Raw genomic sequence first — 23,710 nt, forward strand, 5'->3', positions numbered from 1 at the left:
AATGAATAATTTACATACACAAATAAAAGATAACGATAAAGTCGTTATTGGTATCGATGTTGGCACAGGCAGCGCTCGCGCAGGTGTCTTTGACATGTCAGGCAATATGTTAGCCTCTGCCAAACGTGATATTACGCTATTTCGTGACAATGCCAATTTTGCAGAGCAATCAAGTAACGAAATTTGGGAAGCTGTTTGTTATTGTGTCAAGCAAGCAATAGCATCATCAACAGTAAAACCACAACAAGTTGCAGGTATTGGCTTTGATGCAACCTGCTCACTGGTTGTCATTGGTTCAGATAAACAGCCTATTACTGTTAGCCCATCGAATGACCCTGAGCGCAACATTATTGTGTGGATGGACCACCGTGCGACAGAGCAAGCTGAGCGCATTAATCAATTAAAACACCCTGTTCTAAATTATGTTGGCGGTAAGATTTCGCCTGAAATGGAAACGCCTAAGATTTTATGGCTAAAAGAAAATTTACGTCAATCCTATGATAACGCATGGCAATTTTTTGATTTAGCCGATTTTTTAACATGGAAATCGACTAACTCCTTAGCTCGCTCAACCTGTACTGTCACCTGCAAGTGGACATATCTTGCCCATGAGAAACGCTGGGATGAGGGTTACTTTCAACAGATTGGTTTATCTGAACTGGCAGATGAAAATTTCTCACGTATTGGCCAGCTTATTGTGGAACCAGGAACGCCTTGTGGTGAAGGCTTAACTGAAGCCGCGGCCCAACAAATGGGCTTGCTAGCAGGAACTCCTGTCGCCGCTGGTATGATAGATGCTCACGCAGGCGGTATTGGTACTGTTGGCGTTAATGGCGATGCAACCGCCAATATGGCATATGTATTTGGTACCTCTTCATGCACAATGACAACCACCAAAGAACCTGTATTTATACCGGGTGTATGGGGGCCCTATTTCAGTGCAATGGTACCGGGTATGTGGCTAAATGAAGGTGGCCAAAGTGCGGCTGGCGCAGCAATTGACCAGCTACTTTCCTTGCATCCCGCTTTTGCACAAGCAAAACTCACGGCAAAAGAGCAAGGTAAACCTTTGCCTGTTATGTTAGCGGATTTAGTATTAGAAAAAGCATCTTCACCATCACAGTCTGTTGAGCTAGCTGAAAAAATACACGTAGTTCCTGAGTTTTTAGGGAACCGAGCACCTTTTGCCGACCCTCATGCCAGAGCCGTCATTGCTGGATTAACCATGGATAACAGCATGGAAAATTTACTTTCTTTCTATGTTGCTGGTGTGTGTGGAATTGGCTATGGATTACGACAAATCATTGAAGCACAAGCAAATTCTGGTGCTGCGATTGAAAATATTGTTGTCAGTGGCGGTGCTGGTCAACACCCGTTGATCCGCCAGCTACTTGCTGATGCGTGTGGTGTCCCAGTGATTTCAACACAAGCCAGTGAGCCTGTATTGCTTGGCTCTGCAATCCTTGGAGCAGTTGCAGGGAAAGTCTGTGAGGATGTCGCACAGGCTATGGATCAATTTAGTGCGATTGACTTAACCTACCAAGCAAATAACGCTTATAAGACTCGTCATGATGCAAGATTCGCCTCTTTCTTACATTTGCAACAATGTGCTAGAGAGTTAAAAGGTTAATCACGTAGATACAACACTCAAGCCATATTTAGACTAAAGAAAGCCGTAAACCGGCTTTCTTTAATTAAAACGCGTATGACCTATCAAGTTTAATTCAATAAGAAGATGGGTGTTATAACTCACTTTTAAAAGCAATATCTTGTCCATAACGAATCAACCATTTCCTTTGGCATCAAATCGTAATCTCCCTCAACCATTGGAATAGACAAGGATACTTTCCCTTGTTTATCACTATACGCTTTCATAATGAATTTTTTATACCCTTCTAACCTTGCATTTTTAATTCGAAACACTTCACCACAGACATAACCTAACTCCCCCTTATCCGTAGTTTGACGAATAAAATTATATTTCACATTTCTAAATGAAGCAGACTCTGGGAAAGATAAATAGTCTTCAACACTACTCTTTGCCATTTTCACAAGATCAGGTTTAGGGGAGTAGTTCAATGTCACTCCTAATATAAAAGAGCTCCCAGCTAACAATAAAATTGTGAGCAACTTTATGATATTCATATTCTTAAGCTCTCATTTATTCAATAACAAGCCAGTTGACCAAAATGACCTAAAAATTTTGCCCCAAGAATAGACTTAAATAGTTACCTTGAGTCAGTTGTAAGTAAATAATAATTTTTTTAATAATGGTTAACCCTATCTATATAAGAATACCTTATTAGATGACCTGCTTTTTCTAATTATCACCCTCGATAGCTACCACCAGCAGAGTAAAAAAATACAATTAGTTTTATATAACCATCCGTATTTATACTCTACTTCACGCCCCAGAAGATTAAAAACGTCAATATTAAACTATGAATATAAATAGTACTTAAAACATTAACTGTTTCAATTTGTATTTTTTAATTAAAAAAATTATTTTACCAAAAACAGAAAACAATAATAAGATTTAAGTGTTCATCATAACTTAACAAAAATGAGCTGGAATATGTAATAAAATAATTCAATTCAATAATAGTTATGTCGAAATATTAATTAACTCACTTGGTAGGTGATTTAACTCAATATAAGCGTAAATTTGAATTAATTAATAATTTATTCGTTATTTTCAAATAAGTCCCCCTTGGCCTACTCTCGCAGCCAAAAACAAAAAAATACTTTAAATTCAATTAAATGAAAATATTCACATTGATTTAAATTATCTTCCATCTTTATTCTTAACGTCTCGTTATCTTGCATTTTTTTTAGAATAAATTAGCCAAATTGCCGCTTTCCCTTAAGCGCAATAGATTTTAACCAATTGATTAATAAAAACAAAATAACAAACAAATCAATTACTAAAATGTTAATTTTTTGATATTAAAAAGTTAATCATAATGAACGAGCCCAAAAAACATAAGAATTTCTAACAATATCTATATAGTAATTTACCATTAGACTCTTATATATACCTACTTTTTCCCAATTTTTGATATATCCCACCAAATCAAATTACAGAATATTCCTAGAAAGAATTGCTTCTTTTAGCCAATACATAAAATTATCCGGCTAAATTTGACAAAATATTTTTTCCATCTCATGTAGCATTGCTTTCCAAAGAAAAGGGTAAACCATGACAAATATTCAATTACTATTACTTGCAACTAATAACATCAAAAACAACACAGAGCTAAGCCACTCTCAAGAGTCTTATGTATATCAATTTTACTATGCTAATATCGTCGGTCATTTCGATAGCATTCAAAAATTCCTTACCGTATTTAAACAGCAGACGAGTGCAACATTAGATACATCACAACAATTAACTGAGCAGCGGCAGCAGATATACTCAACAGTTGAGTATTATTTAGGCATAGCTGAAAAACGCTATATTGAAAGGAAAAAAATACTAGCCAATTAACTTATCATTACAGTTGGAAAGGCCTACAAACTAAATGAGGCCTTTTATCGAAAATTTTTCTGTTAAGTGTTCATTGCTCTTGTAGCTCTAATTCAGCAATTATAGGTAGGTGGTCACTAACATTGGACCATTGAAACTCTTTACTATCCGTTGGGATTTCCATTTTTTTCACATCCCAAACTTGGCCTTTAAATGTAAAAATATGGTCAATATCAATGGCTGGGTTCACAGCTGGCCAACTACGATAATCAACACCTTTTAACTCAACTGGGTTCCACATATAACGAATTTCTTGGATAGGCTGTTCATTAGCTGTTGAATTAAAATCTCCCGCTAATATTTTTATTGAGGCCGCAATATTATCAAATCCCGTATCCGTATCCCCAATACTCGCATCTAAAATATGGCGCACTTGCCCAATGCGAATGGTTGGATCTTTCTGCCAATCAAGGTGTGTACCCATTACAATGATTGGCGCATCAAAGCCTGGTTTTGATATCTGGGATATTAATACAACACGTTGTTCTGCATCACCAGAGGGTAAATTAATCACTTTAGACTTATCGATTTTATATTTTGATAAAATTCCCACACCGTACTCTCCACCATCAAAATCCAGAGCCTTACCAAAAGCAAAATCCATCTTATTGGCTTTAGCTATTTCTTCTAGCTGGTGAACTTTTTTACTGCGAGCTGTTTTGTTATCAATTTCAGTTAAAACAATCACATCCGCATCTATTTTTGCAATCGCTTTATTCAGCCCATCAAGGTCACTGACATCTGATGCCAACTCATTTTTACCAATGTTATAAGTGGCTACTTTAATGGTTGGTTTGTCTGAAGTGTAAACTTTATTCGGCGTTCCCCCATCCTGTACCTTCAGAATTTCAGAACCCGTCATCGTAGCCATCGCACCACAAGAAAATAAAATTGCGCTGGAGATAGCTGTTTTTAGTAATTTCATAATTTTCCCCTGTTAATATCTAATACGGCAAAATAGTGCAAGCATTCAATAAAATCCTAGCTGAACCGAATTCATCTACCTGCAGTTTTCATACATTAACAGAGAATAGAAAAGATATAGTGACCAAGCCGACAATCTTATTTCGAGAGAAAAAAAAACCACTTTTCAGCCCCCGAAATAGTGAGCAAATTCACCATTATTTACTAAGGACAAGCAAGATATTCAAAAAAACGTGATCAATAACGATAAATTAAATTTAAGCACTTTGCCTTGCTTCAAATTTATAGGGGAAAACAACCCCTTCTTTACGTTCAATGAAATCACAATCGGCATCAGCAAGCCATTTTTGTAATCTTTTCGCTGTCTCTCTAGCCATTTTACTATAATCAATCCGTACTGAAGTCAGTGATGGGTGGATGTGATCACAATTTGAAGAGCCTTCGACGCAGGCAATCGCTAACATTTTAGGTATCTGAATTAAACGCCTTTGGCACTCAAAAATGACACCAAGCGCGATCATTTCATGGCTACAAATCACCGCTTCAAGCTCAGGTTGGCGGGTCAGCATCTCACTAATTGCTTGGCGACCAAAGTCCATCGTTGCAACATACGGAGTTGTAATACTTTGGTCTGCACTTTGGTTATACGCCAGCATTGCTCGGTTCCAGCCACTTAGTTGCTGACTTTGCATTTTGCTGTCCATTTGAGCACCAATATAACCTATCTTCTTATACCCTTTTTGTAACATATAGTTGGTTAAAAAATTAACCGCGTCTCCAACATTACTTTTGATATTCAACGTGACTGGATGATTAGATTCCCCCGCAACACTGACCACAGGGATATCTAAATTCTTCAAATAATTCGAAACGCTTTCTGAGTTTATCGCCCCAAAAACAATCAAAGCTGCAGGGTTGCTCTGTAATAGTGTTGATAAGACCTCAGACTCTTTTTTTTGCTGGTAATCATGGCTACCAATAACGACTTGATAACTATTTTTGTTCAGCGCTTCTTGTAAAGATTGCAGAAAAACTGAACTAGCATGATCACGCAAAGACGGAATTAAAACAGCAACAGTACGGCTTTGGCCTGAAGCTAAAATACCTGCCGCTGAATTAGGTATATAACCAAGCTCTTCAACTGCAGCATTAATTTTTTCACGTAACTTATCGGATACTAATTCAGGTGTGCGCAAAGCCCTAGATACCGTCATGGATCCAACACCTGCGTATTTTGCGACATCCTGCAATGTGACTCGCCCTGTATTTTTTCTTTTTCGTATTTTTTGCATGTAATACTTTTACTTAGCCTAAACTATTATTAACCCTAAGATATTCAGATCTTTGGTGGCCATTTACCCTGTACTTTTACTTTTTCTCGTGTTTTCAAACTAATACATTAAAAACAGCCAATATGATTGTCTTAAATCTAAAGAAACAGTAAAAATCACCAACTCGGGTTAACTTACCACAGGTTGAATTTGTTAATCAGCCGACAAGTGTACTCATTTCATATTTGTTCGCTATATTTTCTTAAAATGATAGCGCTATCACGAAAATGAAATATTCAACTAGATAGCGCTACCATAGAGCACTACTATTCATTCAACCATTACAAAGATAATAATTTCACTCTACCAGGAGCAACCCGATGCTAACGACATTACTGACCCCTAACGTCATTCAAGTCGTCGACAGTGCCAGTAATTGGCAAGAAGCGATAAAAATCGCCTGTAATCCATTAATTAATAATAAATTCATCGAACCGAGATATATTGATGCAATAATTCAATCACACGAAAAAATTGGCCCTTACTATGTATTAGGCCCTGGTATTGCCATGCCTCACGCACGCCCAGAAGACGGAGTAAACCAACTATCTCTTGGACTAACCGTTATTAAGCAAGGCGTTGAGTTTGGTTCCGAAGGCAATGACCCAATCAGATTATTAATTGTATTGGCAGCAACTGATAGCAATAGCCATATTGGTGCTATCGCAAAATTAGCTGAACTATTTGATAATCAAGAAGATGTAGATAACATCATGCAATCAGAAAACGTCGATGACATTCTAAAAATCATCGCTAAATACGAATAAACTCAATATTAAGGTAAACATTATGAAAATTACTGTTGTTTGTGGGAATGGTTTAGGTACCAGTCTGATGATGGAAATGAGCATCAAAAATATCTTGAAAGACTTGCAAGTTAACGCTGATGTTGACCATGTCGATTTAGGATCTGCAAAAGGCACTGTGAGTGACATCTTTGTTGGGACAAGCGATATTGCAGAACAATTAGTTGCACAACAAGTTGGTGGCGAAATCGTTGCTCTCGAAAATATGATTGATAAAGTAGCAATGAAAGAACGCCTGACTGTTGCTTTACAAAAACTTGGTGCAATGTAAGCGGAGGCACTATGTCATTTTTTCGTTTTCTGATGCAGGATGTTTTATCTGAGCCAGCCATTCTTGTAGGTTTAATCGCACTTATTGGTTTGATCGCGCAGAAAAAACCAGTAACTGAATGTATTAAAGGCACCATCAAAACCATCATGGGTTTTGTGATCTTAGGTGCTGGTGCTGGATTAGTTGTCAGCTCGCTAGGTGATTTTTCAGCTATTTTCCAACATGCTTTTGGTATTAATGGTGTGGTACCAAATAACGAAGCTATTGTTTCTATTGCACAAAAAAGCTTCGGTCGTGAAATGGCCATGATCATGTTCTTTGCGATGCTAATCAATATCTTGATTGCCCGCTTAACGCCTTGGAAATTTATTTTCCTCACAGGGCATCATACTTTATTCATGTCCATGATGATTGCGGTTATCTTAGCCACCGCGGGAATGGAAGGTACACTATTAGTCACTGTTGGCTCACTGATTGTTGGCTTTTGTATGGTATTTTTCCCAGCCATTGCCCACCCTTACATGAAAAAAGTGACGGGTTCAGATGATGTTGCGATTGGCCATTTCTCAACGATTTCTTATGTCCTAGCAGGGTTCATTGGAAGCAAATTCGGTAATAAAGAACATTCAACAGAAGATATGAATGTCCCGAAAAGCTTACTATTTTTGAGAGATACACCTGTCGCTATCTCTTTCACCATGTTCATTATTTTTATCATTACATGCTTATTCGCAGGCGGTGATTTCGTTCGCGAAGTCAGTGGTGGTAAGAATTGGTTCATGTTCTCATTAATGCAATCTATTACATTTGCTGCGGGCGTATACATTATCCTGCAAGGTGTGCGTATGGTTATTGCAGAAATCGTCCCTGCATTTAAAGGTATTTCTGACAAATTAGTCCCTAACGCAAAACCTGCTTTAGACTGCCCAGTGGTCTTCCCATATGCACCAAACGCAGTATTAGTCGGCTTTTTAAGTAGTTTTGCTGCGGGTGTTTTGGGAATGTTCGTTCTATATGCATTAAATATGACGGTTATTATTCCAGGCGTTGTCCCCCATTTCTTCGTAGGTGCAGCTGCTGGTGTATTTGGTAATGCAACAGGCGGTCGTCGTGGCGCTATCTTGGGTGCATTCGCTCAAGGACTATTGATTACCTTCCTACCCGTATTCCTGTTACCTGTTCTTGGGGATATTGGTATTGCTAATACTACATTCAGTGACGCTGACTTTGGCGCGATCGGAATTCTATTAGGTATTATCGTCCGCTAAAACAGAACTCCCCATGGCAAATTTGCTAGCGGGGAGTTTTTTTACAGCTACCCTACTTTCCCAACCAAACACCATCCCTAAATAAGAATTCCTGTAATAAAATCAAATCATCCGGTGTCACGTGGATCATACCTTCACCAGGAACATCAATTTCAGCAATCATAAATAGAGCCAACGTGGTTAATGAAGGCAATATGAGTATCAACCAATTTTTCCCTTTTGTTCCGCGTATATTGTAGCCAATAAGGATATTTGAACAGATAGCAAAAAAGATCAGTAAAAACCAAGTGGCATTTGGAATTTGGTGTCGCCAACTTGCCATCGTCTTTTGTTGAGAAAGATAAAGGTCACTAAATGCACTTAATACAGAAGCCACAATCGGGTTTGGTGTTTGGCTGGCTTCCTTTACTGCTATTTCCCACAACTGGCTTTGCTTCTCCAAAGAAGTCATCCGCCATTGGTTATTTTCGTCACTGATACCCGACTTAAAAAACTCAATCCGAGCTTCCAAATATTGTTGAATAAGCTGTGAGGCTTTACTTCTATCATCTGTACTCAATAGCTGTGCTCGCTGGTATGCTGTACCAATAGCAATAGCTTCATTTTCTTCTGTTTGTTGGCGGTTGTTATAACCATTAATCGAAATTGATAAAACAAACCCTATCAATAAACCCAATAAAGATAAAATCGCCCCTAAAATAATTTTAGCTTCATCATCTGTCGCTTCTTCGTGGGCTGATTTACGCTTGAAAATATATTTACCGACATAAGCGGAAATAACTAACAAGATAAATGTGATCACAAATAAAAGAATGGAATCGATTGGAGAGTCATTGATCAACTCAGAAATATTGAACATTGCATTAGCTCATAAAGTTTATTTACTAATGATATAGCACAAGAACAATACAATTATCTAGGCAGTACTATTTTTTTACTAAATTTCAGATAATAACAGCAATTAGGTATCATAATACGACACCCAATTAGCTAACAATAAAGCACAAACTCACTAATGCAGTACTCCCCTAAATTAACCCTAAGTTGATTATCTATAGATATTTTCATTACAATATTTCTAAATAACCGTTAATTTTCATGATTAAATCAGGTGAGTTTTCATCCAATATATCAATATTATGCCGTTTAAATAGTGCGGCACAAACACCCATGCCAACTTTTAAATTACCATCAAACTGGCCACTATAGATATGCTGACTACCGCACGAGGGGCTATTGCTTTTAAGTACAACTAATCGCACATTCATTAGTTGGATTTTTTCTAATGCAATATGCGCACCGCGAATAAACTCCTGCGTGACATCGACATTATCGCTACCGACCACACTAGCTCGACCAGCGAGTACATCATCACCATTTCCCCCCATTATTTCTGCCGATGCTCTTGGTGTTGGTAACCCACCAAAAACTTCAGGGCAAATACTGATGACTAGACCATCCTCATAGAGTTTTTTCAAAGGGGTATATAATTGATGCTTCCCATCATATCTTACACAATACCCTAATAAACAAGCGCTTACCGCAATCATGACCAATCCTATTAGTAGTTCTAACTCTTTAAGGCGTTTCGCACGATTATATTAGACTATAAGTTCACAAAATACTTCGCGCTAATAGTGCTCGCAAAATAAATAAAACAAGAAATTAATCCCTAGTAGATATATCCACCTGAGCTAGAAAAAATGGGTTATTTGCTATCGCAGATCCAGATTATGTCATCGTTCCTTGAGATCAAGATACAAATTAATATATTCAAATAAACCAGAATAACCACATAAAAGTATAATGAGTATGATTTGTATTGCTTTGTATCGTTTATTTTTCAATACTAATACATAACCAAATATTAATAAGGCTTCAATATGTATATTAAAAAATTTATGTTTGCTTTTTCATTAATTACTTTTGGGGCAGTATCTCAAGCCCAAGTTATTAATAATAATAATCCTTTAAAATATAGGCAGTTCAAAACAGATTACGCCACAATGCTTGAACTCGCGAATAAAGAACGCTTACCTTGGAGAGTCTTCTATGAAAGTCCTAGCGAAGGCGCCAATGCCGAATGGTTTGATGCCGTAAAGCAGGGAGATTTAGATAAAGTAAAACAAATGGTTACTGAGGGGCAAGATATAGAAGCCAAAGACACAGGTAGCTTAGACCAAACGGCTCTGGGATCGGCTGCTTTTATTGGCGATGAAGCAATGGTTGATTATCTTATATCGCAAAATGCAAATCTTTGGGCTACCGATACAGGTGACGTATATAACGTACTAAAATCAGCAGTGCTTGGTAATAATGTCAATGTTGTAAAAAAAGTCCATCAGCTAATGAAAAATGAAGTAGATTTGAATAATCAACAAATTGAAAGTGATGGTGAAACATTAGTCATGATAGCTGCGAGTAATAATAGAATGGAAACGGTTAAATACTTATTATCGCAAGGTGCAGATATTAACCGAAGTACAACGACTGATGATGTGACCATGTTTTCTTATGACCAAAGTGCATTAACTTATGCATGTAAGAATAATCTTCCAGAAATGCAAAAATTCCTTATTGATAACGGCGCGTTGAATCATCGTACCGGTAAACCATCTTGTGATTAATTTATAAAAAATTAGGTGTACCATTCTATAAATTAAATGGCCTGATTCCGATTAAATATCGAAATCAGGCCATACAACCCGCTGACTAACAGTACACAACTTTGTGTGTGCCACTTCAAGCTTAATAGAACGAGCTTTAAATACAGTAATTATTTTAATTAATATTACTGGCTATTACGCATATCCATAATCATTTTACCATCGTAATCTGCACCAACAACAATATTAGGTACCTCACCTTTATATTTGTGTGCTTTAATTTGTTCAATCTCTAACTGTTTCCAATTGATCATTTCACGGGTGATAGTACGTTGCAATATTGCATTAGCTTCAGCTTCTTTCTGTGCAGCATACAATTTTGCATCAGCTTCTTGGCGCATAGCAAATGAGCTTGCTTGTGCATTACGCTCTCTAGCGATGGCTTGTTGTTCCGCAGACTCTCTCTCCGCTTCAGCAATAACAACCTTCTTCTGAGCTAATTCACGCTCTTTTTCTGCCTCCGCTTTTGCTTGGTTAATTTGCTCTTGACGCATTTTAGTATTAACCACTTGCTCTTGAACAACTTCAGGCAAAGTAATATCTTGGATCATGATTTCTTTTATTGTATAGCCATAAGGGGAAGCGTAACCTTGAATAGCATCACGAATAGATTCTTGTAATTTTCTTTGTGTATCTGCAGTATAAAGATCTTGCGCATTAGCGACATCTTTACCAAATTCCAAAATAGTTGAAATCAATTTTTGGCGTACATATTTATCTAAAGCTTCACTTTCGGTACCACCATTAATACGTAATACCGGAGCTTTAGCACCATCAAACTGAAGCATCACTGTAATATCAACAATAGATTTTAATTTATCTTGAGAAGGTACTCTAAGTTCTTTAAGTGATACACGGATATCTTTTGTCGAGTATGTATCAAACGTTGTAAACGGGTTAATTGGAAAATGTAAACCTGCATCATAGGCAACTGGATCAACTTTTCCTAAAAATGTTCCCACCTTAACCGAGCCATCTTGTACAATAGTGTATGAATTAATGCCTACGAGACCAATAACTAGAAGTAATGCAGCGCCAACAACCAATTTAATCATTGATTTAAATTGCATGAGTTAATCCCTATCAAATTAATAATTATAGTAAAGCGCCTTATTGTCACCACTTATTTTCTAACTACAAGTCTAACATTCCTAAATTTTAGCTGTTCAATGGAAGAATCGTTCAAAATACCATCAAACTTCATTTATCTAATGCAAACGTAAAAAGCACACATATGACTTTCATGTGTGCTTATACCTTCATAATTTAATGAATAGTTGTTATAAAACAATTAAATTCCCTAGTGCTGATCTTATTTAACTATCTAATTAAATTAACTGATTATTCCCTATTTATTTAAAGCCGTTACTATAACTATACCAATCAATAGCTTCATTTATTAACGCTTCTGTCGCATCAATAAATTGTTCTGGACTATCCTTTGATATATCTTCTAATATTAAAGGGATTTCTGTACATCCCATAACAAACTTATCAACCCCTATTGATTTTAATTGATTTATATAAGGGTAAATAAGCTCTTTTGCTTTTATAAAATCCCCTGATTTATAGGAAACAATACTCTGCATTATTTTATATTGGTTCATTTCATCAGGTTCGATACATTCAACACCATGTAAACTTAATTTATTCTGATATAATTTTGTTTTTATAGTTGCTGTTGTTGCTAATAAAGCAACTTTCTTTATATTATCTTTTAAAATTTTATTACAGGCCGCATTTATAATACTAATAAAATGAACTTTTGTTTCTTTGATTAAATCTTCATACCAGAAATGAGCCGTATTACAAGGCATTATAATACAAGACACACCTGCATTTTCCAGTATTTTTAGGGATTCTATCATTGCTGGCAAAGGTGAAGAGCCATTATGAATAATATTTTCCGTTCTATCAGGAATATCAGGTATCGATACAATAATAACAGGAATATGCTCTTGGTCTTTTTTTGCATCTGTATTATTAATGAGTTTTGAAAAAGCATCTGCGGTTGCACTGGGACCCATCCCCCCTAACATACCTAATATTTTTTTCATAATACCTCCTTCAAATTGATGATATCATGACATAATGTTTTCCTTTCGTAATTGCAGAGTTTCTATAAGTTATGCTAAATTTGCATAGCAAAATTAATAATTATGATACAAGAGGACACAATGATCAGTAATCTTGAAATTAAATGGTTGCACGATATTGTTGTACTGGAAGAGTGTCGCAGTTTTACATTGGCGGCAGAAAAAAGGAATATATCTCAATCTTCTTTTAGTCGAAGAATTCAATCCATTGAATCTTCTATTGGTTTTGAAATATTCGATAGAAATACTAACCCACTACAACTCACACTTCAGGGAAAAAGCTTTATTGTCTATGCAAGAAATTTACTTGATGATATTTACTTCCAAATAAATAGAATTAAAGGGGTTGATAATGAAAAACAGAGGGTAAATATTTCGGCAGCTCATTCACTTTCTGTATTTTTACTCCCTGATTTTATATCTCAGTTCTCTAAAAATATTGATAAAATTTTCTTTGTTGAGTCAATAAATGTCGATGAAGCTGTTCATAAGCTAAAAGAAGGACAAAGTGATTTTATTTTATCATTTTATAATGAAGAACTGATGTCATCACCTTTCTTACATGCAAAAATATTAGACAGTCAATTACACTTAGTCTCTCTATGTGATAAAGAGAAAAAATCCATTTACACTCTTGATGGTTCAATACTTCCCTTAATGAAATATACCGATGAAAGTTATATGGGAAGGCAGGTTAATCAATTAATGAATAAATCAGCCCATCTGCCCTTTGAACTCTCATTTGTTTCATCGATGAGTGATGTATTAAAACGTATGGTATTAAATGGTAGCGGTGTTGGCTGGTTACCCGATTACTCAATTAAAAATGAAATTGAGCAGAATGAACTCGCCATTCTCGACCCCAGCTTATCGATAAATATGGGAGTTTATATTTATCGTACTGAAGCTAGATTAAATATTTCCTCAGAGCGTTTTTGGCAATTTATGCGTAATCAAACAACTTAATATGTTTCATTTTGTATAGAAACCCCTTCTATTGCTATAAGAAGGGGTATACCGAGTATTAATTACTATAGCTGTGAATTATTCTAGTGTAGGTGTTACTTTATCATTCAGTGTAACTTCTGGCTCTGAATTAATACGCCCTTTCCTTTCTTCTAAACGTGATATTACAGCGGTAGAAATACTATTTCCAACGACATTTGTTGCAGTTCTTCCCATGTCTAAGAACTGATCAATTGCTAGTAATAATAATATACCTGCTTCCGGTAAACTAAACATCGGCAACGTTGCTGCAACAACTACAATTGAAGCACGAGCCACGCCCGCCATACCTTTGCTCGTCACCATTAAGGTTAACAGAATAAGAATTTGTTCTGTAATACTCAGGTCAATACCATAAGCATTCGCAATAAATAACACAGCAAAAGACTGATACATCATTGAGCCATCAAGGTTAAATGAGTATCCAAGTGGTAGTACAAAACTGGTCACTTTTTTAGGTACACCATACTGATTCAAGGCTTCCATTGTTTTTGGATATGCAGACTCACTACTTGCAGTCGCAAATGCAAGTGCAACAGGTTCACGAATAAGCTTCCCTAAATTGAATACAGATTTTCCTAAGAAGACATAGCCTGCAAAGAATAACACCGCCCATAATACCGCTAATGCAACATAAAAAAGCCCTATAAGTTTGCCATAATCATAAAGCAACCCTAAACCTTCGACGGTAACTGCTGAAGCAATCGCGGCAAATACTGCGATTGGAGCAAAACTCATCACATAGTCAGTAATACGGAACATAATACGTGATAAATCTTCGATTAATGTAACGATTGGACTTTTTTTATCTTTGCAAATATATGCGAGAGCTGAACCAAAGAAAATGGAGAAAACTAATATCTGTAGAATCTCATTATTTGCCATCGCTTCCGCAAAACTTTTCGGGAAAATATGGGTAATAAATGCCTTTAAGGTAAAACCAGATGTATTTAAGCCACTATCTACAGCAACTGCCGGGGCCGTTAAATTTAATCCAACACCTAGTTGGAATACATTAACAAAGATCATACCTATTAATAATGAAATTACTGCCGCAGAAATAAACCAAACCATAGCTTTAATTGTAATACTGCCCACCGATGAAGAGCCACCCATGGAGACAATTCCAGAAACAATTGTCGCAAATACTAATGGTGCTATTATCATTTTAATTAGACGTAAAAAAACATCAGTAATGATATTTAGATAAGAAGCAATGTCTTTCGCTTCTTCTACCGATGCAGCATAATTATGACAACCCCAACCTAATATGATACCTAAAACAATCGCTATCATTATTTGTTTCATAAGTTTATGTCTATTCATTCGTACCCCTATTTTATTTATTTATCGTTATAGAAATAAACTATAACTCTTTATTGGATGCGACTCTTGAGCCTGAAGCCGATAGTTACATTTTTTTAACTTAAAGAGAAATGCAAATGGGCGAAAAGCCATGCAAAAAATGCATAACCATTTATTTCATTTAAATACAATAAGATATCATCATTTATCTTAAATATGACTTATTTTAGTCCATATGTATTTTTTATAAGTTACAATATTTTTTAATATTTATAATTTATTTAATTATAAATCACCTACACTTATAAAATTCAACAGATAAAAAACACTTAGCTCTATAATTAAATTAGATGAGCTTACTATCAATTGTCTTTAGCTGATCCACAAAGGTTTATGGTTTCTAATTTACTTTTGACATTGATGAATTCCAATAATAAAAATAGTGATCTCTTATTTTTATCCACCACTCATTCAATACTCTATTTTTAGCCCGTATTCGTTTGCCAATATCACATAATCCCCTGCTAATTCACTATTGATTAGCTTAACTAAAATATACATTACTCCATTTTCAGGTTGAGCCTCAAATATATTGAGTAGCACCTCTGAAATGTTCTCTATTAGAACGTATTTTTTTGACGATATAAGTTGCACATCTTTCGTAAATGTCGCAAAAGTGTCCATCATGAATAAATTGACTAGCTATCTGTTGCTATTGGTTTAATGAGTGCGTTTAACCGTATAGCAGTAGCATTGAGACAATAGTAAAAATTAATCTAAAAAAAGCCTGTTACCTTTATGGTAACAAGCTTATAAAGTCTATTTTTAACGCTATTTTTCTTCATCACGTAATGTTAAAACTTCGTATCCATCTTTAGTGACTAATACCGTATGTTCGGATTGTGCAGATAATTTTTTATCTCTAGTTACGACCGTCCAGCCATCTTTCTTTGTTTTAATTTTCATTCCACCTTGGTTAATCATTGGCTCTATCGTAAATGTCATTCCTTCTTTTAATTCAACCCCTTTTCCTCGTACGCCATAATGAAGAACTTGTGGATCTTCATGCATTTCACGCCCAATACCATGCCCACAATATTCGCGCACGACACTATAACCTTTAGATTCCGCATAATGTTGAATAGCAGAACCAATATCACCTAGCGTTGCGCCTGGTTTAACTTGCTTTATGCCTTCCCACATAGCAGCATAAGTATCTTTGACCAATTTACGTGCCAGTGGTGAAGCTTCAGGCATCACATACATTTTACTTGAATCAGCAATGAAACCGTTTTTTTCTAGCGTAATATCAACATTAATAATGTCTTTTGTTTTTAAAATTTCATCTGTTTTTGGAACACCATGGCAAACAACTTCATTTAACGATGTATTCAAAACATATTGGTAGCCATATTGGCCTTTACTCGCAGGCCTTGCTTCTAGCTCATTAACAATATAGCTTTCAACTTTATCATTAATTTCCATCGTGGAAATACCCGGTACGATAAATGAATCCAACATTTTGAAAACACTAGCCAAAAGTCGTCCAGACTCACGCATCAGTTCAATTTCTTCTGCTGTTTTAATTGTAATATTATTCATGAACCTTTCCTTTTAATTCAATTGACTCTTTCTCTAACATTTCATTGATTAACATAGTAAATGTCTTATTCGGGTTTAGTTCAGCTTGCATACCAATTTTAATCCAAAATTCTGCCTGTGAATTAATTGAACGGGACATAACCTGGCTCGCATGGCGTAGATAATCATGCAGTTCATCTGAAATTTTTACGATACCCAAAATAACCTCAACAATATGATATGTATACAAACCATGTATAGATCATATAACAGGAAGATGATGATTCAAAGTACTCAAGTTTTGCATAGCACAAAGCGCATGAAAAACAGCCTACAAACAACACCACTAAGTTGCCTAAGTTGAATCCGCCGTCAAAGTATTTATCATATTAATCTGCTATCATAAATTCCGAATAATGTAAGTCCTATACGTAAATTAACCTTATTTTAATTAACTAGGCCATTTACTGATTTAACTGAGTTACTCCTTATAAACCAATACCCCGATTACTGCATGGACTCAATAAATAAAAGCCGGAGAAAAACATGTACAATAATATTTTGGTTCCTATTGATATAACAGAAAAAAGCTTAGCACAATTAGTTATGGCTCATATTCAATACTTTGCTAAATATGAAAAAGCACATATTCATTTTCTAGCGGTTATTCCTACTGTTCCTTTCTATACCACAATGGGGTTTGGTTTTGCTGAAAAAGCGGATAGTGAACATGAAAATGTCACGAAGCAGCTGGCTGAGATAATTAAAGAATTTAATATTCCTAGTAATAAGTACAGTGCACAAGTTTTAATGGGAACACCAAGGGATGAGATTTTACGTGTTGCTGAAGAAATTTCAGCAGATTTAATCGTTATTGGCTCAAAGCGCCCTGGCATGTCCACATATTTTTTAGGCTCAACCGCATCGATGGTTATTCAGAATTCAAAAATTTCTGTTTTGACTGTTCGATAACCTCTATCAACTATAATAATCTAGGTAGCCAATTGTTCGGTTACCTTTTTTTTCGTGTTAATCTTAAATACAAGTATTAATCACAAGACTAAACTATATATTGATATTACAGATTTATTTTTCGCTCAAGGAATGTAATGAAAAAATACTTACTTTGGATCAGTATTAGCATCAATATTATTCTAGCCATTGCTTTAGTTATAGCTATTACTTTGTTTTTTAACATGAAAAATCAGGTAATGACTATAGTTGAGCAAGTAAAGTCTGGGAAGTATATCGAACAAGTACAGTTGCAAACGAAACAGCTTATTCCAAACGCACTTAATGAACTAAAAGCCTTAGAAACTGATGGTGACTCATGTGAGCAATTTTATCAAAGAGTCGATAAGGTTATTGAATACTTAAATAATAATCCTGAGATTATTGGAGCACAAACCTACACAGATCAATTGTCTTCTGTAAAAATGGCCATTGATAAAACTCCGACAGTTTTAAAAGACAAAGCCTGCAAGAAAGGGGTTTCAAGTATTAATTACATCATTAATGCACTACAACCGGATGAGCCATAATTGGCTCATTTATTAATAATATTTGAATGTTCAACATCCAACCAGCAGATAAACTGGACTAAATGTTCCAAGAATTGCTCATCAACAAAAGGCTGTAAACTTTGACATAAAAAATAATTTATTTCATTTTGTCGTTCTGGATAACGTTGAACGAATTTCTGTGTATATTCAGATAATGTTTCTGGCCAGTCATTATCATTTTTCCAACGTAAAATATCAGTCGAACGAATAAGCTTTCTCGATGCCGCCCGATATAATAACTTTAACTCAGCGTCATCATTACAATTATTGATTTGGTCGACATAAGCATTAAGCACATCAACAAAATCACCATTAACAGCTTCGGCTATTGCTCGTGAAGGGGTAAATTGGCTAAAACATGTTGCTAAATCACCCCCATAAATGCAACGGCAGTGATGCTTAATCCAATACCCCCAACTATATAAATTAGCCTCACTCATCACATCCGTAATAATACCAATATCAAAATCAATTTTGCTGACTTCGGTGTGATTAATCGTTAATTGAATTTGTAATTCATTAAGTTTGGTAGCCTCTAATTGAGTAAGACCATCACACAGTATAATACACAGGTCTAAATCTGATTGTTGTGGCTTTGCACAGCCTTTTGCCACACTGCCATACACATAAACGCTATGGAGTTTTTCTTTTAATATGCACCTAAGCCAATTAATAGATTCAGTTATAATTAACTTAAATTCCGATTGAAACGGTTTCTCTTCAAGAACAGGAATATACTCATAATCGTTTAACTTCATAACCTGCTAACTCTCAAGGATAAGTGTTTCAGTTTGTACTAACCATTCATAATAGCCAATAACCTCTCGACCATTTAACCAACGAGACAGCATATCTAATATTAACATTACACTGACTTCTTGCTTTTCTTTCTGTGAATGGTTGTTTGGTAAATAGTGAATTCTTTGCGCATAACACTTATCAGGTGTTGATAATACAACGTTTAAATATTGCTCATGATATTCACCAACGACTAAAGCAATAGATAACGGATGATTAGCCGCTATTTTTTGAGCTCTTTGCACAAGGGTTTCTAATGTTTGTCCCGCATCAAGAGACAGGATTTGGCTGGAAGACATGACTATTCCTGCAGAATTTAATGTCCAACTTAACAACCCTGCACTAAATTGTTCACTGACGACTACATGTAATTTCTTTTCTTTTAGGGATTTTCCAATTTTTTGAGCTAAACCTTCAGTACCTTCAAATATCAAATTATCCCCTACTCCTTGCTTCACGAGTTGCCAATCCCTCTCCATCAACTCTTTTTGTGACGCAGGGCCTGTTAATTTTAATTCAATAATAGGCATTGAAGAACGGTAACCTAAAACACAATTTTCAGGTAAAGGTAAGCTATCAAATTGCTTCGCAAGGCTACTTTCGCTGCGGCCAAAACTCGTTAGGCGTAAACAAATTGGCGGCTCTGGCAAAGTAAAACGTGCACGTAACCTTGGCAAAATTTGCTCATTTACCATGACTTTGAACTCAGAAGGTACCCCTGGAGTAAAAAAAATCAGACAATCATTCAAAACTAAGGAAAAGCCACAAGCCGTCCCTACAGGGTTGTCAATTAATTCAGCATTGGCAGGAAGTAGCGCTTGTTTACGATTTGTTTCAGGCATAACTCGCCCTCTAGCAATAAAATAACGCTCCATAACTTCAATCCACTGCGAATGCTCAACTAATGGGACTCCCGCAGCTTTAGCCGCAGCCAAAGCACTTAAATCATCACTCGTTGGCCCTAACCCTCCATTCACAATCAGAACATCTGCAGATAAACTACGTTCAAGAAAAGTAGCTACTAAACTTTCTAAATTATCGCCAACAGTGGTTCGGCTACTCAAAGGGAGACCTTGCTGAAAAAAACAGTCTGCTAACCAAGCTGCATTTGTATCAACTATTTGTCCGTGCAAAACTTCATCACCAGTACTCAACATTTCAACAACTAACATTCATGACTCCCTGAATATACAAATCGTATTAACTTACTAAACTACCTTATTATCAAGATGACTAACATCAATATTTGTTCAACTCCCACATCCTAAAAATCGCTCATAATTCATTAAAGCAAATAGTTTAGGATAATTCTCACAATATATAGTCATAAAAAGGCTATAGTTTTATATGCAATTGAATACATTATTTTTTTACAGCAATAATAGGGGCTACATGTTCAAGCTAAAACCAATTAAATCTGTTGCATTACTGTCTTTAATTTTATTAGTTTCTGGATGCCAACTTGGAGGCTCTACAAATTCCAATTCAAACTCAGATTCAAAATTTGGAGAATTAAGTGAGTTAAAAACGATGGAGTTTCCTTCCACAGAGGCACCGAAAGGCCTTGCTGAAGGGGCATTTGAAACTGAGTATGACAATGGTCAGCCAAAATTCAAAGCATGGGTATCTAAAGGATGCTTGGATAAATACATCAAAACCTATTATGAAAATGGCAAACCAGAATCCCTAATTCAACTAAAAAACTGCAAGATAGATGGGACTGTCCGTAACTATCATGAAAATGGCCGTATTGATGTTGAATTAACCGCGCTACAAGGCAAATTATCAGGACCATTTAAAATTTACCACAATACTCCAAGTAATAAGCCAAATATTACTGGCACTTTTAAAAATGGAGATCTCGTTGGCACACTCACCGAATTTGATGAAAATGGAACTGTTATTTCTAAAGCAGTGATCCGCGATGGCGAAATTATCGTATTACAATAATTCAGCTAACAAGACAAAATAAAATATGTGATTTATAAATATAGCTAAAAATAGAAACCCGCAAATAGCGGGTTTCTAAGAAATATTACATAATGACCAATATGATTAAATCAGCTCTTTCACTTCAAAATTTACTTCACCGCTGAGATCTGCATCATAATTGACACCATTTAAGCCGAAGCCAAACAAACGGAGAAACTCAGCTTTATAGCCTTGATAATCCGTTAGCTCATTGATGTTATTATCATTCAGCTGCTGCCAAATTTCACGGCATGTATTTTGTACGTCATCACGTAATTCCCAATCATCTAAGCGTAGACGATGTTTTTCATCAGTATCAGGCACTGAGCCATTGAATAATTTAGTAGCAAATAAGCGCTGAATTTGTTCAATACAACCTTCATGGATCCCTTTCTCTTTCATAATTTTAAAGACAATAGAGATATATAAAGGCATGACAGGAATTGCAGAAGAGGCTTGAGTTACAACAGATTTTAGTACTGCGACATAAGCGGCTCCACCCTTAGCTTGCAATTTTTGGTTGATTGCATAAGCCGCACGGTCCAAATCTTCTTTCGCTTTGCCTAATGTACCATGCCAGTAAATTGGCCATGTTAAGTCCGTACCAATATAAGAATAAGCCACGGATTGTGCATTATCGGCTAAAACGCCTGCTTCATCTAATGCGTCCATCCACAGTTCCCAGTCTTGGCCGCCCATGACTTTTACTGTGTCTGCGATTTCTTGTTCATTTGCAGGTTCAACAACCGCTTCAATCAGTACATCTTTGTTGGTATCTAACGCAACAGATTTATACGGCTCGCCAATAGGTTTCAATGCTGAGCGTACAATTTCGCCCGTTTCAGGCATTTTACGCACTGGAGAGGCCAGTGAATAAACAACTAAATCAATTTGGCCTAAATCTTGTTTAATTAAATCAATGACAGTTTGACGGCATTCATCAGAGAAAGCATCACCATTAATGCTTTTCGCATACAGGCCTTCTTCTTTTGCTGCTTTGTCAAAACCTGCAGAATTGTACCAACCCGCAGAGCCTGTTTTACCTTCACTGCCTGGCTTTTCAAAAAATACGCCGATGGTAGCCGCACCACTGCCAAATGCAGCATTGATACGAGAGGCAAGACCGTAACCGGTGGATGCACCAATAACTAAAACTTTCTTAGGGCCATTTTTCAGTTCGCCACGTGATTTCACGTAGGCAATTTGCTCACGCACATTGGCTTCACATCCTGCTGGATGAGCTGTAGTGCAGATAAAACCACGAATTTTAGGTTTGATAATCATAGTAATTTTTTCTTGGTAGCTAACAATCAGGCTCTAATATACCTGATATTATCCATTTACTTAAGACAGAGTGACAATAAATAAGGAGAACAGACCAGTTTACTGATGACTTTCCCATTAATTGCTCATTTAAAACCAGTAGAACTTTAATAGCACGTCGTAACGGATCTAATTCCCGCGCTATTGTACCTGTCCAACATCGACGCGTATTTCCGCCTACTCGACAGCCATTGAAGAGTGCATCTAGAGACAAAACCATAGATGAAAACGCATTGCCAAACGAAAGAAAAAATAGCATTAACGAGTATGAAATAGCTTAATAGCTGCTTATTGTGGCATAGTTGGTATTAAATTATGGATAACCATCACTGAGTAAACAATGTCTTTTTTATCGTGGATTTTACGAAAATGGGCATTACTAACAATACCGACCATAATCTGCATGCCACTTTTTTCATAAACCCGCTTAAATGGCGTTGTTTCGTCATCCGATATTTTATCTAAGAAATAAACATCCCGTTTATAGCGTTCAATGGTTTGCATTGGTAAACCATAAACTTCAAACATTTTCTGGTTAATTGCATCATACTCAGCCAAAATGGCTGATTGGTCTCGACTATCTTTTCCTTGGGAAGAAACTAGCATTAACGTATTATTCTCCCGAGAAAACATCAATAAAAACAGCTTATTTACTATTTGAGGGGAGTCTGTTGATGAACATAATGCACCTCCTTCTTGAAATTCAGTACATTGCAATCCTTTTAAATGCAGTTTTCGTATCTGCTCGGGGGTTTGCCCCCACTTAAAACCATAAGGGGCATCTAGTTTTTTCGTTGTACAACCAGAAACGAGTACGAGTATTAACGTAAACAAAATTCCTTTTATCATCACTTCTCAAATTCCAATTAAGTCATCTAATTTGATACTATCAAAAACGAATAATTAATCAAAAAATTAACTTTTCTATAAGCACATTAAATGACTCGATTGATTTCTGCATAATTAAATCTGCCTTACTCTTTCTTATTTTCCTGCTGCTTAACCTCTGCCATGGCAATTTCCTTCAACCAGTCGGCTAATAAAGGTTTTGTTTTCACTGTATCTAATAATGCTCGTTCGTGTTTGGTTAATCGTACAACTACAACTTCAGTTTTCATGTTAGACATAGCTCGTTCCTCTTCAAGGATCAGAATAGTGACATAAAATACTAACGGAACGGTCTGACTTACGGTTTTTTACACGAATAGCGAGTTAATTGACACAATGAAACAACAGCTTCATTTTTTAATAAACCATTGAATATAAATAGGAAACAT

The 23,710-nt window shown here is 36.0% G+C and carries 25 protein-coding genes; 10 read left to right on the forward strand and 15 right to left on the reverse strand.

The genetic code is table 11. The annotated features are described in order from the left end of the window. Positions 1-22: 22 nt before the first annotated feature. Positions 23-1,630, forward strand: a complete 1,608-nt coding sequence (locus tag PR809_RS00560) for an FGGY-family carbohydrate kinase (protein ID WP_272524433.1) — start codon at positions 23-25, stop codon at positions 1,628-1,630. Between the two features lie 125 nt (positions 1,631-1,755). On the opposite strand, the gene PR809_RS00565 is transcribed toward PR809_RS00560, so the two are convergent. Continuing rightward, positions 1,756-2,085, reverse strand: a complete 330-nt coding sequence (locus PR809_RS00565; RefSeq protein WP_229597600.1) for a hypothetical protein — start codon at positions 2,083-2,085, stop codon at positions 1,756-1,758. 1,114 nt (positions 2,086-3,199) lie between these two features. Here PR809_RS00565 and PR809_RS00570 point away from each other — a divergent pair. Beyond that, complete coding sequence (locus tag PR809_RS00570; RefSeq protein ID WP_102139251.1) at positions 3,200-3,487, forward strand: hypothetical protein; 288 nt, start codon at positions 3,200-3,202, stop codon at positions 3,485-3,487. Positions 3,488-3,557: 70 nt separating this feature from the next. Here the strand turns inward: PR809_RS00570 and PR809_RS00575 are convergent, their stop codons facing one another. Beyond that, the gene (locus tag PR809_RS00575; protein ID WP_166265374.1) at positions 3,558-4,451 is read right to left on the reverse strand and encodes an endonuclease/exonuclease/phosphatase family protein; all 894 of its coding nucleotides are present in this window, start codon (positions 4,449-4,451) and stop codon (positions 3,558-3,560) included. A 256-nt stretch (positions 4,452-4,707) separates the two neighbouring features. Continuing rightward, positions 4,708-5,742: a LacI family DNA-binding transcriptional regulator gene (locus PR809_RS00580; RefSeq protein WP_102139253.1), complete on the reverse strand. Its 1,035-nt coding sequence runs from the start codon at positions 5,740-5,742 to the stop codon at positions 4,708-4,710. Positions 5,743-6,101: 359 nt separating this feature from the next. Here PR809_RS00580 and PR809_RS00585 point away from each other — a divergent pair, with 359 nt between their 5' ends. From PR809_RS00585 to PR809_RS00595, 3 genes are read left to right on the forward strand one after another with little or no spacing between them, the layout of a single operon-like run. After that, positions 6,102-6,548, forward strand: coding sequence for a PTS sugar transporter subunit IIA (locus PR809_RS00585; RefSeq protein WP_102139254.1), 447 nt, complete (start codon positions 6,102-6,104; stop codon positions 6,546-6,548). Positions 6,549-6,570: 22 nt separating this feature from the next. Continuing rightward, positions 6,571-6,858: a PTS sugar transporter subunit IIB gene (locus PR809_RS00590; protein WP_102139255.1), complete on the forward strand. Its 288-nt coding sequence runs from the start codon at positions 6,571-6,573 to the stop codon at positions 6,856-6,858. Positions 6,859-6,869: 11 nt separating this feature from the next. Further along, entirely contained in the window at positions 6,870-8,126 is a 1,257-nt protein-coding gene (locus PR809_RS00595) for a PTS ascorbate transporter subunit IIC (protein WP_036958647.1), read from the forward strand. A 52-nt stretch (positions 8,127-8,178) separates the two neighbouring features. Here PR809_RS00595 and PR809_RS00600 read toward each other — a convergent pair whose 3' ends face one another. Next, a complete protein-coding gene (locus tag PR809_RS00600; RefSeq protein ID WP_166265380.1) occupies positions 8,179-8,985 on the reverse strand; it encodes a bestrophin-like domain in 807 nt (268 codons plus the stop codon). Positions 8,986-9,193: 208 nt separating this feature from the next. After that, positions 9,194-9,676 (reverse strand): DUF523 domain-containing protein, encoded by a 483-nt coding sequence (locus PR809_RS00605; RefSeq protein WP_195698562.1) that lies wholly within the window; start codon positions 9,674-9,676, stop codon positions 9,194-9,196. 333 nt (positions 9,677-10,009) lie between these two features. On the opposite strand from PR809_RS00605, the gene PR809_RS00610 reads away from it, so the two are divergent. Continuing rightward, positions 10,010-10,753: an ankyrin repeat domain-containing protein gene (locus tag PR809_RS00610; RefSeq protein WP_206276903.1), complete on the forward strand. Its 744-nt coding sequence runs from the start codon at positions 10,010-10,012 to the stop codon at positions 10,751-10,753. A gap of 164 nt (positions 10,754-10,917) precedes the next feature. Here PR809_RS00610 and PR809_RS00615 read toward each other — a convergent pair whose 3' ends face one another. Next, positions 10,918-11,862 carry an SPFH domain-containing protein gene (locus PR809_RS00615; RefSeq protein ID WP_004263460.1) on the reverse strand — a complete coding sequence of 315 codons (945 nt, stop codon included), beginning with the start codon at positions 11,860-11,862 and terminating at the stop codon, positions 10,918-10,920. Between the two features lie 282 nt (positions 11,863-12,144). Further along, a complete protein-coding gene (locus tag PR809_RS00620; RefSeq protein WP_206276902.1) occupies positions 12,145-12,849 on the reverse strand; it encodes an aspartate/glutamate racemase family protein in 705 nt (234 codons plus the stop codon). 120 nt (positions 12,850-12,969) lie between these two features. Between PR809_RS00620 and PR809_RS00625 the strand changes: the two genes are divergently transcribed. Then, complete coding sequence (locus PR809_RS00625; protein WP_206276901.1) at positions 12,970-13,854, forward strand: LysR substrate-binding domain-containing protein; 885 nt, start codon at positions 12,970-12,972, stop codon at positions 13,852-13,854. A 78-nt stretch (positions 13,855-13,932) separates the two neighbouring features. On the opposite strand, the gene PR809_RS00630 is transcribed toward PR809_RS00625, so the two are convergent. The 3 genes from PR809_RS00630 to PR809_RS00640 all read right to left on the reverse strand — a co-directional run bounded on the left by PR809_RS00630 (position 13,933) and on the right by PR809_RS00640 (position 16,999). Further along, positions 13,933-15,219: a dicarboxylate/amino acid:cation symporter gene (locus PR809_RS00630; protein ID WP_195698558.1), complete on the reverse strand. Its 1,287-nt coding sequence runs from the start codon at positions 15,217-15,219 to the stop codon at positions 13,933-13,935. 810 nt (positions 15,220-16,029) lie between these two features. Further along, positions 16,030-16,800 (reverse strand): type I methionyl aminopeptidase, encoded by a 771-nt coding sequence (gene map, locus PR809_RS00635; protein WP_102139261.1) that lies wholly within the window; start codon positions 16,798-16,800, stop codon positions 16,030-16,032. After that, positions 16,793-16,999, reverse strand: coding sequence for a ParD-like family protein (locus tag PR809_RS00640; RefSeq protein WP_004910200.1), 207 nt, complete (start codon positions 16,997-16,999; stop codon positions 16,793-16,795). The genes map and PR809_RS00640 overlap by 8 nt, the downstream gene beginning before the upstream one ends. Before the next feature lie 326 nt (positions 17,000-17,325). Between PR809_RS00640 and PR809_RS00645 the strand changes: the two genes are divergently transcribed. Continuing rightward, the gene (locus tag PR809_RS00645; protein WP_166265395.1) at positions 17,326-17,751 is read left to right on the forward strand and encodes a universal stress protein; all 426 of its coding nucleotides are present in this window, start codon (positions 17,326-17,328) and stop codon (positions 17,749-17,751) included. A gap of 137 nt (positions 17,752-17,888) precedes the next feature. Beyond that, positions 17,889-18,320 carry a DUF5339 family protein gene (locus PR809_RS00650; protein ID WP_206276900.1) on the forward strand — a complete coding sequence of 144 codons (432 nt, stop codon included), beginning with the start codon at positions 17,889-17,891 and terminating at the stop codon, positions 18,318-18,320. A 5-nt stretch (positions 18,321-18,325) separates the two neighbouring features. Here the strand turns inward: PR809_RS00650 and PR809_RS00655 are convergent, their stop codons facing one another. Both PR809_RS00655 and PR809_RS00660 read right to left on the reverse strand, forming a co-directional pair. Then, on the reverse strand, positions 18,326-19,099 hold the full coding sequence (locus PR809_RS00655) for a nucleotidyltransferase domain-containing protein (RefSeq protein ID WP_195698554.1): 774 nt from the start codon (positions 19,097-19,099) through the stop codon (positions 18,326-18,328). A gap of 6 nt (positions 19,100-19,105) precedes the next feature. Further along, positions 19,106-20,311 carry a nicotinamide mononucleotide deamidase-related protein YfaY gene (locus tag PR809_RS00660; RefSeq protein ID WP_102139266.1) on the reverse strand — a complete coding sequence of 402 codons (1,206 nt, stop codon included), beginning with the start codon at positions 20,309-20,311 and terminating at the stop codon, positions 19,106-19,108. 220 nt (positions 20,312-20,531) lie between these two features. Here PR809_RS00660 and PR809_RS00665 point away from each other — a divergent pair, with 220 nt between their 5' ends. Next, complete coding sequence (locus tag PR809_RS00665; protein ID WP_102139267.1) at positions 20,532-21,089, forward strand: toxin-antitoxin system YwqK family antitoxin; 558 nt, start codon at positions 20,532-20,534, stop codon at positions 21,087-21,089. Between the two features lie 105 nt (positions 21,090-21,194). Here the strand turns inward: PR809_RS00665 and fabV are convergent, their stop codons facing one another. From fabV to PR809_RS00680, 3 genes are all read right to left on the reverse strand, one after another. Beyond that, positions 21,195-22,394 (reverse strand): enoyl-ACP reductase FabV, encoded by a 1,200-nt coding sequence (gene fabV, locus PR809_RS00670; protein WP_195698552.1) that lies wholly within the window; start codon positions 22,392-22,394, stop codon positions 21,195-21,197. Positions 22,395-22,721: 327 nt separating this feature from the next. Further along, positions 22,722-23,282: a hypothetical protein gene (locus PR809_RS00675; protein ID WP_206276899.1), complete on the reverse strand. Its 561-nt coding sequence runs from the start codon at positions 23,280-23,282 to the stop codon at positions 22,722-22,724. Between the two features lie 125 nt (positions 23,283-23,407). Then, a complete protein-coding gene (locus PR809_RS00680) occupies positions 23,408-23,560 on the reverse strand; it encodes an MbeCy (RefSeq protein ID WP_102139270.1) in 153 nt (50 codons plus the stop codon). Positions 23,561-23,710 lie beyond the last annotated feature (150 nt).

The organism is Providencia sp. PROV201 (assembly GCF_028479545.1).
GTDB classification, from domain to species: domain Bacteria; phylum Pseudomonadota; class Gammaproteobacteria; order Enterobacterales; family Enterobacteriaceae; genus Providencia; species Providencia huaxiensis.